Source organism: Candidatus Hamiltonella defensa 5AT (Acyrthosiphon pisum) (assembly GCF_000021705.1).
Classification (GTDB): domain Bacteria; phylum Pseudomonadota; class Gammaproteobacteria; order Enterobacterales; family Enterobacteriaceae; genus Hamiltonella; species Hamiltonella defendens.
On record NC_012751.1, the window covers coordinates 432,556 to 446,865 of the forward strand.

Genomic DNA, 14,310 nt, shown 5'->3' on the forward strand with positions numbered 1-14,310 from the left:
TTCGCCTTATAAAGGAGTCAATTGACGTTTTTCTGTAAAAGTTGAAATATTCATACAGATCCATTTTGCTCTAAACCGTAGGCTTTTCGGCACGGATGTTCGATGTTTTTTGCATACATGGGTTTGCCTTTTAATCGAATATTCTGCCCCTCTATCGGTGAATGTGTAATATTAATGACGATTAAACAGCTCTCCTAATCCACTGAAAGGCCCACATTGAAACAGGAAAGCGTGATTATGCTGATCGATGAATGCCTGTTTTTCATTCGCATCCCACGAAGCGATTTCCTCTATTAAAGCGAGTTGTCCGTTTACAAATAAATGTTCTATCTTATGTTCAGAAGAACTGGCTCCTTTTTTTATTTTGATAGAAAAAGGGTTTTGTGCGTCCTCTTGCGCTGAAAATAAATACATATCTTCATCCTTTTTGACCACTCTGAGATCGTTCAGGGCCATTCCCGTCAACACTATTTTATCGTTTCCCCCACTGTCTTCGATATTGGTCAGCCCATGATCACGTTCGATCCAATAAGTGTCATCTCCTTTCCCTCCTGAAAGACGGTCGTTTCCTTGGCCGCCATTGAGTTCATCATCCCCTTGTCCTGAAAATAACTGGTCATGACCAGCATCCCCAAAGAGCTTTTTATTGCCTTTCGTGGTAATAATGGTGTCGTCACCTTCCCCTCCTCTGAGGGTATGTAAACGAGCACTGTCGTCGAAAATATTGTCATTGCCTTCCTTGGCATCCAGGGTGTTATCGGCCAAAAAATCTCCTCCATAAATCCGCAAAAAATCGGCGTTTTCTGTCTCATTCACGTGGCTCTGTGGATGAGAAAAATACGGGGTTTTCTCCTGATTCAGGGAAATTTCAAATAACTGCTGCTCAACATCCATCAGCATGAGGTGTCGATAAGCCCTGTCGCGAATAAAGTCGAGCAGCTTTATCCTGAGGTTTGTTTGAGGCTCATTCGATGGGCTTAATATCACATGCTGACCGCTGGTTTCGATCTGAAGGTCCTCTATCTTGAACGGTAACATCAGCAGATCGACCTCAGGCTCAGCCTGATCATCCTTATTGTCGATAGAGACGGTGCGCTCTGTCTGAGCGCTGTCTTTCATTTGAATCTGATAGATATCCTGCCCCTTTCCTCCCCTTAACTTGTCGTTGCCTCTGCTGCTGATCAGCACATTATCCTGCCTGTCGCCATTTAAAATGTCATCAAAAGGCGTATCGTTGAGGACCAACTGGGTATTGAGGCTCAGTCGAAGGGTGTCTTTACCCACACTCACAAAATCCCCGTCAGGGCTTTTGTTGAGGCTCAGTCTGATGTTGTCTGGCTCTTGCATTTTAAAATAGTCTTGATGGGGGGCATCGAGCAGGGTCGTGTACTGGGTCTGGAACCGGGGAATAAAGGGAAACTCTCCTTGAGCATTTTTTTGAATCAACTCAGGAAATTGGGCAAATAAGGAGATGCCATCCGATGTATTGAAAATATAGGCACTGCTTGACAACAATTGGTTTTTCCCTGCCCCCTCGCATTGATACGCATTTTTTATGATGACAGTCGTTTCTGCCTTATCTTTTGCTTTTAAAAGAATTTGCAGATCATATTGTTCATCATCATTGAGATGAAGTGTAAAGTCTTTGATTTCCTCATATCTGTACTGAAAAGTGATCAAAGAGAGGGCCTCTTCTCCCTCGTCGTCAATCCTGACTGTCACCGGATGAGGTTGGGTATTTTTCAGGATAATAGTGTGATCAATCCCCGGGCCCCCGCTGGTGATGCCCTGTTCCAGGATTAAGGTGTCGTTTCCCTCATGTCCCCAGATTTCATCTCTTCCTCCCAATCCGTTCAGAATATTGTTTTTTTCATTCCCCACCAGATAATCCGGGGTGTTCATATGCCCATGAATATGCTCAATCTCTTTTAAATTCCCTATTAAGGGCCAAAAATTTTCTGTTTGATTGATACGGAAACGCACTTCGTTTTTCTGTAAGTTAATCCCATATCCTTGATAAGGGGTGCCCTTTAAATCGCGCTCCGCGATGATCAGATCTTCTCCCTCACCTCCGTTAAAATAACTTCGCGTCTCAGGCACAGTCGCCGTGAACAAATAAAAGACGTCGGCTTGATTGCCTCCCGTATAATGTTTCGTCCCGTCTCCCCCTTTAAAAATATTCTTTCTCTCTCCTTGCCCTCTGGCCCTGTCGTTGCCATCGCCCAAATGAAACAAGGTGGTCAGTGGCCCCTGATTCACTCCTCGCTCTATCTTGAAGAGGGTGACGTTTTTTAAGGTTGGCTCGGGCCTGTCTGAGTGAGAAGTCGCCTCAATGAGGTCGTTTACCCCATGTAGAGGAGAGGGTTCAAAATAATAATGTTCACTGTCCACACTCTCAAGTTCATTTTTGGGGATATTCTGAACAGAAGAATATGCGTTTAATCTACTTTCTACATCATCAGGATAAATATATTCTTCTAATGTTGTCACGACATCATATTAACCCAGATTATGAATAGGGACATGAAGACGGTTTTTTATGCGAATAATTTTTTTAAAAAAGCGTTTTGTGAGTGTAAAGTCCCCTGCACTGTAGTAGTACTCTGCGATATCCGACCAGGCAGGTTGATCAAACAGGGCCTCTGCCTGTTTGTGTAATTTCCCGTCATAGTCTGCCCGAACCCGGGTGCGGGTCTGGTCATATCGCTCCTTGACGGGGGTACTGATATCCAGTCCCAAAAGAGCCCGCCCCAGGTTGTGCCATTTTTCTGTGGTGGTCAATTCAATGTGTTTTTGAAGATCTTCCAGCTGACGAAATCCCTTATAGAGCTGACTGGCGGCCAGCAAGACGACCCCCGCCCCCAGGCCGACAGGGCCCGCGAAGGCGGCCAGGGTCGCCGCGGTGGCAGACGCTGTCGTGGCGGCGATCAGATACCCCATCGCCACAGAAATGGAGAGCAGCGCACCCGCCCAAGAAAGCGCCGCTTGCACAATCAAATCCTGTCTTCTGTCACGATCAGCTGTATCAGATAACGCCTTCAATGCATTCACCCCCTCATAAATATCAAATCCGGCATTAAAGATTTGTAACACCGGCACGCCATATCGGGTTAAGAGACGCCCCAGGTCAAATTTTATTTTTTTTATGTGGGAATACGACATCAGATGCTGACTCATTTTATTTAAATGCGTTCCCCATTGATGTAACCCCAGCCCGGCCAAATCCGTGAATATATTCGCACTTAAAGCGGCTTTGAGCAGGGTCAGTTGTCCGTTGAAATGGGTTCTCTGTTCCTGGGTTAAATGGATATTGTGCAGAAGTTCACTGACTGTGATCCATTCACGAAACGCCAGCCAGTACGCATAAAATTGCATTGAATGATGGAGACGGGTCATGATTTTTGCATGATGAGGGGAGGATAACGTTTTCAGGAGGCTCGTCTTTTTGACGCCGTCGGAAGAAGACTGAAAGGACTCTCTTGCGAGTAATGCTTTTAAAGCAGTGGCGTCCATTTTGTCTTCCATATTCCCACCCATTAAGAAATTCCCTTGAGAAGCCTGCTGTGATTTTTTTCTCAATATGTCTATCGCGGTTTTAAAATGGGGATCGGAAATCTCTGTTTCAGAGAAATAAGAGGTTAATTTTTGAGCATGAAACTGCAGATCAGAGAAAGAAAATTCCGTCTGTTTAAAATCACGGGATGACAGGGTTCTGTTTTTTTTCATTACCCCCATTTTATCCATCAGGGCAGGCGCAAAAGACAGTCCTTCCATCGTGACTTCAGGCAATTTTTCAATCCACTTTTTTTCAGCGGTATAACCGGCCATCAAGGTATTGAAGTGCTCCAGCTCTGTCTTTGTTGATGGGGTCAGACGATCGAGATGGGCTTCCTTGATGGTGAAGCGGTAATGCCCTTCGAACTGTTCAAAACCATAAAGCTCTCCCCGGGTTTGATGACCATCGACTTTACAGTCCAGATACGCTTTCAGAAACCGGGTCAATCGATGAGGGCTGGTTTTTTTATGCTGAATGATTTCCCCAAAATTCGGATCATAGAGCGTGAGCTTCTCTTCCTGGATGGCCAGTCCCAGGAGGTGTTTATCAGACAGTATCCAGTAGAACCCCTTTTTTTGAGGTAATTCCACCGTCAAAGCGTCATTGGTTTGAAAAAAATGGGGATCATTTTTTTCTATCTTCTGTCTTAAGGAGGAAAATTTTTCGTTGAAGGCGCTTAATCGATGGGCATCTTCCTGATTGAGGGGGATATCTGATTTTTGATGATTCAGGAAAGTATGGGTGCTGATGGCATTTGAAAAAAAGTCGGCCTCTCCCTGAGCCCTCATTTGGTTTTTCATCCATAACAGGCCCAGGGCATGGGTATCCCGATGTGAATCTTGATAGCCATTAAAAACATACACCGTTTGGGCAATGGCATGTAAAGAAAAATCGGGAGGATTTTCCTTGAACAATAAAGAAATCAAATCCAGGGTATGTCTGTTTTTAAGGATGTTCGCTTGAGAACAGATTTCCAGTGCCTGCTGATCGGTGAGCTGCGTGAATTTATGGTGAAGACTGTCCATCATTAATAACTTTTTCGCTTGAGACATCCATTGCTGATTTTCCCTGATATTGAAAATCACCGACATCAAGGCGTATTTATCCAAACCCTGCTGGTCATTTTGAAAAAATCCTTTGAATAACCGATGCATTCCTCCATCCTGCTCAATAAAATCATACGCCAACCTCCCCTCAGCAATTTTGCTGATGAGGGTGATGGCCTGTCTGACTCTGCCAGACAGAGTGTCAGCAGGGGTTAAATCACTGATCAGCTGCACATCCGTGAAGGGGCCCTGAATGAGGTCATCATTGAGTATCAATCGACCGCGGCTGTCGATTCGTTTATTCATCAACTGACGTATTTCATTCCATGAATGAAAGGGCAATATGAGTCTTTTTTCTGTATTTTGATAAAAAATCCTGAGTTCAATTTTATGGATTTTTTTTCTTTTTCTATCCTGTATGTAGCCTGTAATCTGCGCTTCAATGTCCTCACTCAGCCGGAATTTTTTATTCTGTTTGTATAAATTAAACAAGGAAAGTATTAAATAATCCTCTTGATAATCAAATATTTTTCTCCAGGGCGTCTTGTCAATATCATTTTTTCTGGAAACGAACGGGGTGTAAACAATAGTTGCATTTTTGATATTCTTTAAATCAGAAAAATCATATCTTCTTTTTTCAGTCCCTGGGATCACACTGTAAAAAAGAGTGTGACTCATAAAATAATGCCATTGTTCATAATCTTCAAAAGAGAAAGCCCCGATGTTCGGATCAAAGAATGTCCAGTAATGTTTGTTGTCCTTTTTAATAAAACTGACGGCCATGGCATGTTGGCCAATACAGAGTAAATAATATTTATTTTCATTTAAATCTTTCAGTTGATGAAGAAAATGTAAATAGGAAATGTGGATACGTGAACTTAAATGCGTGATCAGGTTAGTCTGCTGAATATCAAATTTTAAGCCACTGGCCTCGACACTGTCTGCGTACTCTTTTCGGGCTTGAATAAAGAGATGTTGAGCGTAATTTCTCAAATCTTTTTTATGTTGAGACGATGTAGCATCTGTAGGGCTTTTTAACTCCTTTTTTAATTCTCTGGCGGCGATTTCCATCTCCTGACTGCTGTTGAGGGCGACCAGCTTTTCAAGTTCCGTGGATAAATGTTGACGACGATAGTGATTGAGGATTTTTTTCTTGACAGCATCAATATCTTCCACACCTTTTGTGGTGAGGGCGGCATCAGTTTCACTGTTCACCAGATTTTTTAACCAAAACAGATAATTTTTACCGCCCACCATAGGGTGATGGCGTTCTTCAATCAGATAACGAATCGATAAGGCCAGACATAGCCCCTTGTTTTCATAATAGGGCGATAATTGTTTGATCAGATCAATTCTGTCTCTGGTTTTGATGCCAAAATAATCGTATTGATTAAATGTAAAAAAATGAGAGGGTGGAATGAAAGTCGTTGAATACTTCTGAGGCATAAAGTCACTTCCTTGTGATGTGTGAATGTCAATAAAAATCAATGAATGTCGCTTTAAGCAATATTATCAATTATGGCTAATTTTAGCTTGTTGTGATAAAAAAATCAGGTTCTGACTCTCTTTAGCCGACTGGTATTCTTTGGTTAACCGAAAACAATGAAGAGAGTTAATGATCAGTCATTTATTTTATAGACTCCCCCCATCAAAACTTTTGTATTTTTTAAGGATGAAAAATCACCATGACCCAAAAAAAATCTCCAGATTCTTTGATGACTTATCATCAATCTGACGTGCCTGTTCGTCGAAAAAAACGTACACCTACTGGTTTTGTACCGGTTGATCAATGGGAGGTTCAATCTGTCATCACAAGGTCTGATGGCGGTTCTACCCGATATGCGGGACAACTGATTATCCAGCTAGAAAATGATCCGATGATTCGACGGGCGGCCACGCGCCTGGCGGAAAAACACCCTGGCTCGGTCTTAGTGCAAGTTGATCAAAAAAATACTTATCGTGTGTTATCGGGTTTTCCAAACACGCTTGAAGGCAAATTGCGTTGGCAAATAGTAGGACATGGCAGTGGGGTTCATACATCTGAGACACCCGCTGTTATTGGCACTCTCTCTGGTATGGACCCGGTTTATTTAGCTCAACTTTTAAAAAAGTTTAACCAGCATTTTAGTACAACATATGATATCGACAGTACTCCAAACCGGATCAGTTTAGTAGGATGTGAACTGGCCAGGCCCACCTCCCCGAATTTTGCCACTCAATTTGCTCATGAGATGAAAAGCGTGGGTATTCTGGCCGACATATCGGCCAGAACAGAACTGGTGGCTGTGGCTCAGGGGTCTGGTAAAAAGTTCACCGCTAAAACGAAATTAACCAATCCTGCTCAGACGGCAGGGAATACGTTACTCTTAGGCTGGAACAAAAATGGCGAGCTGATACATAAAAAGCACAGCAGTGCCTTTCGGTTATTATCTCCTGTATTGGAGACCTGGGCACCCCAACATTTTACAGATCCTAAAAGAAACAGTAAGGAATTCAGGTATCTCGTTTATTCTTCTTCAATCAAAGATTTACTGTCTCGAAAGGGCATTTTTTCAAAAAACATCAGAGATAAACTGAGGCAATCTGATGTGATGTCTGCCAGTATCTTGTCAAATCAGACCCTCAGAGGCCATACGGTGGGCGTGATATTGGAGGTCCCCGAACAAAATATTTTGGCCGCCGCTCCGGATGAAAACATTATTGAACCTAAATTAGACGGGGTGATAAAAATATCCGATGATGAACGCCCAGCAGTCAAAACACATGGGTTACAAAAAATTAATCAGATGATTAACGGCGAGCAATTACCACCAACAAACAGCACTCCCCTTTCTTCATTAGCGCGTAATGGTCTTTTAAATCAATTATTTTCCTACCCACAACGAGTCTCTGTGCCTGATGATATTATCCATAAAACCATCACGCGGAATACCGTGCTGGTAACGGGACGACCAGATATCAATATTTATCCTCATTATCCTGTCACAGGAGAGATTAAAATCACCGGGCTGTTTTTGACAGGTTTTGATACTTCTGGAAATACAGGAGAGGCACAAGGTTTTTCCTTGTCAGAGCAACTGACATCAAAAAATTTTCAGTTATTACGTGAAGCCGCTCGAGACATTACCCAAGAATTAAACATTGAATTAAAAGTCATCAAAATACGCCCGGGCACTGATGGTCCAAAGGGGCATCAGAGAAATATCACCCCACAAATCAATCAAGACAAATCGATCATGCCTTTAGATATGGCTCCTGATCAAAAAAATTTGGGGGCCTCTTTAATAGAGAACTTAAAACGAGTTTCGAGCTTAATCAACGACCTTTCCTCAAGGAAAGGGAGAGTATTTAAACCCTCTGATCTCAAACTGTTAACAGAGTTTTTTCATCTCTCATCAGGAGAACTCGACTGGCGAAAATTATATCAGACATTGTCTGATCCGCTGCTGTATTCTCAATTTATGAATCAAATACAAAGCCTGATGCAATTGAGTGACACTCACGATCAATTCATGAGCGTCACAGGCCAGTCTGCCTTAAGAAGAACCGCTGACTGGGATACCTTTGTCGTCGACAATCTGTTGAATTGGAACGAACGGATCAAAAAGCACAATCATACGCCTGAATGGCACTTTCAGATTCATCCTTCCATGCAAGCAATTTATATGATTGATGGCAGTGAGTTGGCGCAACAAAAAGCAAAAAAAGTCAGTTTGGCTTATTTAAGCATGCTCACTCTGGACAATAAGAATTTACGTTTAAAATTACTCAACGCATTTCAAACGCATGCTGAAATAAACGAACAAAAAATATTTGCTCCCCTCGATGATGAAGGCGCCAAAATTTTTGGGCATCTGATTCATCAGTTGGAAGACACGTCTGTTTTTATGGAAAAAGGCCCCAGGAACCTCTCCCAGTTTTTTAACATCCTGGCTAATCAAACAGCAGGATATTACCAGCTGCGTATGGGGGGACATATTTTAACGATAGCGAAACGTCAGGGAAAAAATCAACAAACGAACTGGTATCTCTATGATGCCAATTTTGGCGAAATACAAATAACGATCCCTGATGTTGAAAAAACCAGTACTCCCATTAGATTACTGTTACATGACTATTTCACCCGTTTAAAAAATGTGCCTCAACAAGACAACAGGGCAGTAGTATTTGATGTGTATCAATTGAATGCAGATAAACTGTCCGCCTCCATTCCTTTTAAAAAACTGACACAATTTATCAGCAATACTAACAACCTGTTATCGTCTTCATCGACCCATGAGCCCATTAAACTTCAGAAAAACAGAGTCAGCCAAACGATGTCCAGAACTTATCATACAGTCGGTATGATAGGCCAGGCACATCAAGGGCTCTCCTGGATACGATCTGTCACATGCCTGTCTCATTACTGGCGCCGTCGCTCTGCCGAGCAATTAAATCCCTCCCAAAAACAGGCATTGGACTTTGAAGCTCAACTGGCCATCGCAGGTCTTCTGTACGATGTAGAGAGTACACTTTTAGAATCAGGTTTTAGGAAACTGGGCTCTCATCTGATTCAAAAATTCTCTTCTCAGGCCGTTCGGGTATTTGCTTCTAGAATACAGCGTTTACAATATGCGGCGGGACTCAAACTGGCTCGATATGGAGGCGCCTTCTTGAATATGCTGGGCACCGGTTTCGATATTTATCAAGCCCAAAAAGCCGCCACTGAACTGACAACGGAGACGGACCCTGATGTTCGACAGGATTTACAGGTCAGTCTTGCCCTGTCTTCTTTAGGCGCTTCGATCGGTATTGCCAGCGGTCTGGCATTATTAACCTTAACAGGAAAAATGGCATTAATCGCCGGCGCGATGGGTATCGCCTTAGGGATTTTGACCGCTGTCGTGGGAGGCATTTATTTCTCAGTTCGTCAAGTGCAAGAAATCGAGCGCTACACTACCTTAACGGGGTTACAAAAATTACGGACAGGCTGGTTGAAATTTTGGGGCGCAGAAGTGGACATTGAGATCACCAATCAGGTCACCAAAGGCAAGGCAGAAATAGAAGCTAAAAAAAATCTTCATCGGCAGTGTCAAAACACTTTTCAAGCATTATTGGATTCAGATGAACAAATAGAGGCAGTGTATTACAGCTCAGGAAAAATCATTTTGGGAGAGTATCGATATAAAAAATTAACGGGCAAAAGATGGACTATGCTGGGCAATCGATTAATACCACAGTGTGAATATTTATTCATCAACAACATCAAAGATAAAATACTGCCCTCACAAGCGCTGGGCATTTTATCAAACTATCAAACCCAAAAATGGCAGAACCAACCTCTTTATGTTGATCTGCGTTTAGAAAACAGTGAGTACAAATTTTACGATATCGAAAGACTTTCACCGACTGATGATCAGATATCCCTTGACACTGATGCACATTCAGAGAGCATTTTATCTTTAAAAAGACCGGTCGAACCTTCCAGTTTCTCATCGCCCTCTGCTTCTGTTGTAAAATCCAATACCGCTGATTTTAAAAACCCTGCCAGGATTTATTTTTTTTTGGGAGACGGAGACGATGAAGTGGTCGGTCATCCAGAAAAAAGAAATATTTTTGACATCGGTGCCGGGGTCAAAAACTTTAAGGGAGGAAATCAATCCGATATGTTTATATTTAATGGCACTTCGGCTCCCGCTCAACCCTGCGTATTCGATGGTATGAACGGGGTTAATTTTTTAGTAGCAAACAAAAAGCCATCACAAGGTGGATACTATGTCAATCTAAAGGAAGCCTCTTTTCATTTCACTCATGAACCTCAAAAAATCGCCAAATTAAAAAATATTGATCATGTAGAGACCTGTGCCGACACAGACGATGTGATTTTGGGCAACGCTCAAGCCAACATCCTTAATGGAAAGGGAGGGAAAGATAAACTGATGGGGTTTGATGGTAATGACATTTTAGTGGCACAGTCCGGCAAGCTGGATGGAGGAAAGGGCACAGATTCTTACCGTGTTTTACAAAATACCCGTAGCGAGCCAGCGATATTAATCATTGAAGAAGAAGAGGATCCAGAAGAATTCAGTCATGTTTTTTTAGATTATGCCGTGACGCAGATCATCAGTATTAAAAGGATCAAACAGCATGTGGTCATTGAATTACGCAATGACAATCAGAGCATCACCACCCTAACATTATTTTATCTCTATTGCTCAGTTGAGCCAAAAACAAGAAAGTTAACCCAACAATATATTTTTTATACCCAGGATGGCGTGATTTTTACGGGCCTCCCTGCTGAAATCGCGGTCAATCCTGATGAAGAAGAACCTGAGCCGCTCACTTTAATGGCACAATATGCCCCGAAATTTGATCAAACATTTCATTTCCCTAAAACTGACAGCGAAAAAGCCCCTGTCATCATTCAAAAAATGCCACATCAGAAACACCTTGGGGTTCTCGATGTCAGAGGCGAAAAAAAACTATTGCCTGATTTTTTGAGATTGCTCCCCCAAGAAACGGGGTTTGATGATCATTTACAGGGAGATGAACTTAGAAACACCTTACACAGTAAAAAAGGTCAGGATATCCTGGAAGGCAAAGGCGAAAGAGATGTCTACATCATCGAAGACAGACCCATGGGAACAGAAGTGAGCATCAATAATTATGATCAACCCGAAACGGGCGAACCCGAGCAAGACATTTTACTGCTGCCTTTTTTACTGGATGATATTGAGATAAGACAGGAAAAAAAGCATGTGATTTTGAGTCATCTCGATTCGCCCACAGAACATGTCACTATTCGTCTGATGAATTTTATGGAAGAGAAAAGCTATAGACATCTTTCCATCATGGATAAAGAAGGGCGAATACACACAGTGAGACTCAACTCCAGCGATGAACCAGATCTGATTGTAGATCAATTGATCCCGGATATTACCGTGAGCGACGGCCATCATATCTTAAGCCAGTTAAGACAAACCAATGCTGGATTTTCAGAGGTAGAGCAAGTCTTTAATATTCCTGGCGACAAAATTTTGCAGACTTTGCAGGCAAAAATGATACCGGTTATCTCATCTTAAGGCTTGAAGCTTCTAAGGCGTTGGTGCATAGAGGTGTTAAGTTGTTACTTCCTCTTCCCCAAAGGGTTATGACACTATCAACCTTACGGACGGAATGAGGGTACAGCGGCCAACTAAAGTTATGCAAGAGGTCTAATGGATAAAATCCCCCCCACGATACTCGGCAGGTTATCTCTCGTTGACAAGGCATTGCTCGTGACTGTTCACTCGATAGAGCGAGCAGAAGCGGTACAAAAATATCTTAAGGATTTGCTAGACAACTTACATTGGAGAGCCACTTTGTCTCCCGAAAACGTTCAAGTCATGATGGAACATGTGCGACGTGAAAGTTGCACCACAGAAGTCCCTTGAAAAAGGGTAAGGTTGATCCGAAACCTTATTGCCACTTACTCGGTGCAAGAGGAGTAATTCTCTTGTGCTAAGCGAGAATGAAAGCCTAACTAAAGTATTAAGCTGAATAAGAAATAGGGGCAAGGCAAAACTGAAATGGGTTGAATAAAGTGAATCTCCGTTATTAAAATGTCGTAAGCAAGTAAAACACGAAATCAGATGTGACGTGTTATGGGGAAGTTTAACGACAGTTAGAAACGGGTAAAGAAGAGTGTTCGTTCTTTACGACGGATCCCGTTCCCCGGCATAGAGGAGGCAGCCCACTCAATGTATCTTCATGGTGTGAAACACGGTAACCCCATTAATCTTTTAGTGTTGATGTAAATACTAAGAGACAGTGGGCATAAGACGTTCCAAAAAGCGAAGGCAATCAGCCGAAAGGCAACTGGAAATCATAACAGGATTGATAGAGGTAATTACTTTACTCTGAAAAGAGGCTGACGTGGAACGGGTGACTTACCCATATAATCCTTTACCAAGGTTATGAATTGATTTAGAAGAGTTAGATGCCTATGGCAAACGTAATAAATCAAAACTATGAACAACAACTGGAATGGCATGCTATTAACTGGCGTGTTGTGACAGCCATGATTAATAATCTAAGGCAAAGAATATATAGGGCTTCAGCAACAGGTGACTTAAAGAAAGTCAGAAATCTGCAAAAACTCATGATGAAATCAAGAGCTAACCATCTTCTGGCTATCAGGAAAGTCACTCAGGTCAATCGGGGAAAACACACGGCTGGAGTAGATAATCAGGTAATTAATGACCATAAAGGACGAGAACATCTTTATAAGTTATTAAGCCAAACAACTTCAGAAAAGGTTTATCCAGTAAAACGAGTTTACATAGCAAAAAAGAATGGAAAAAAACGCCCTCTTGGGATCCCAACCATTCTCGACCGCTGTAGACAAGCGATAGTTAAATCGGCGCTGGAACCTTATTGGGAAGCAAAATTTGAACCAGTCAGCTACGGATTTAGACCGGGGCGAAGTGCCCATGACGCAATACAAAAAATTTTCTGTATTGCCAGAGCACGAGGGACACGGCACTGGGTACTAGATGCAGATATTAAAGGCGCATTTGACAACATTGACCATAATTTTCTCATAAAAAAAATCGGGGGATTCCCCGAAAGAAACATGATTAAACAATGGTTACAAGCCGGTGTGCTGGAACATGGCAACTATATACCCAATGTTGCAGGTACTCCGCAAGGCGGGATTATCAGTCCACTACTGGCCAATATTGCACTCCACGGAATGGAGACCTTACTGGGTATTCAATACTGGAAAAACGGCACGCCAAAACAAGGGCAACCTTATGCAGTAGTTCGTTATGCGGATGATTTTGTCGTATTCGGTAAATCCCGTGAAGAGTGCGAAACTGCCAAAATAAAGTTGCAAATTTGGTTAGCTCAGAGAGGGTTAGCTCTTTCTGAAGAAAAAACCAGTATCAAACACTTGAAGGAAGGATTCGACTTCCTGGGATTTAATATACGACATTATGACAATCGCCACAGAAAACGGGGATATATATTGTTAACGAAGCCCTCAAAGGAGTCGATGAAAAGGTACAAACAGCAAATGAGAATGACCTGGAAAGGTATTATCGGTATGCCGACACAAGAAGGAATAAGACAACTGAATGCCAAGATAATAGGATGGTGTAATTACTATCGTATTGGTGCTTCAAAAAGAACATTCAGTGCATTAGACCAATGGATGTGGATCCGCCAACGTAGATATTTGTATCGACGTCATCCCAATAAACACTGGTGGTGGCGAAGAAAACACTACTTAGGCAAGATACCAGGTAGAGAAGACTATTCAGTATTTATGGATAAATCAACCGGTGGATTTCTTTGGAAGCATGCATGGACAAAAATACAGCGTCATTGGCTAGTTCCAAAAAATGCTTCCCCCGACAATCCGGAATTGCGTGACTATTGGCGTAATAGGCAGGCACGTAAACAGCCTTTTATTTACGGTGTCAAAGTTAACCTCTATAAGCGACAGAAAGGTTATTGTCCTCTCTGTGATCAAGAGTTGGACAATGGTGAACAATTGCATGTTCATCATATTCAGCCTAAAGCTGAAGGGGGTGACAACAAGCTGGCTAATCTAAGATTGTTACATGCTAATTGCCACAGACAATTACATAGCAAAAAAGGAAAAATGTTGAAGTGAGTAAGTTGCGTGAGCCGTATGCGGGGTAACTCGCACGTACGGTTCTTGAGGGAGTGGGCACTTGCGGC

General features: G+C 42.4%; 5 protein-coding genes. 3 read left to right on the forward strand and 2 right to left on the reverse strand.

Features of this window, described 5'->3' with window-relative positions; translation table 11 throughout:
• Positions 1-171: 171 nt before the first annotated feature.
• Together HDEF_RS02175 and HDEF_RS02180 are read right to left on the reverse strand one after the other, a co-directional pair.
• Entirely contained in the window at positions 172-2,490 is a 2,319-nt protein-coding gene (locus HDEF_RS02175; protein ID WP_012738149.1) for a calcium-binding protein, read from the reverse strand.
• A 9-nt stretch (positions 2,491-2,499) separates the two neighbouring features.
• Positions 2,500-6,048, reverse strand: a complete 3,549-nt coding sequence (locus HDEF_RS02180; RefSeq protein WP_044612248.1) for a YopT-type cysteine protease domain-containing protein — start codon at positions 6,046-6,048, stop codon at positions 2,500-2,502.
• A gap of 239 nt (positions 6,049-6,287) precedes the next feature.
• Here HDEF_RS02180 and HDEF_RS02185 point away from each other — a divergent pair, with 239 nt between their 5' ends.
• The 3 genes from HDEF_RS02185 to ltrA all read left to right on the forward strand — a co-directional run bounded on the left by HDEF_RS02185 (position 6,288) and on the right by ltrA (position 14,242).
• Positions 6,288-11,663, forward strand: coding sequence for a C80 family cysteine peptidase (locus tag HDEF_RS02185; protein WP_012738151.1), 5,376 nt, complete (start codon positions 6,288-6,290; stop codon positions 11,661-11,663).
• Between the two features lie 135 nt (positions 11,664-11,798).
• Complete coding sequence (locus tag HDEF_RS12385; protein ID WP_012738152.1) at positions 11,799-12,014, forward strand: hypothetical protein; 216 nt, start codon at positions 11,799-11,801, stop codon at positions 12,012-12,014.
• Positions 12,015-12,559: 545 nt separating this feature from the next.
• Positions 12,560-14,242 (forward strand): group II intron reverse transcriptase/maturase, encoded by a 1,683-nt coding sequence (gene ltrA / locus HDEF_RS02195; protein ID WP_012738021.1) that lies wholly within the window; start codon positions 12,560-12,562, stop codon positions 14,240-14,242.
• The last annotated feature ends 68 nt before the right edge of the window (positions 14,243-14,310 follow it).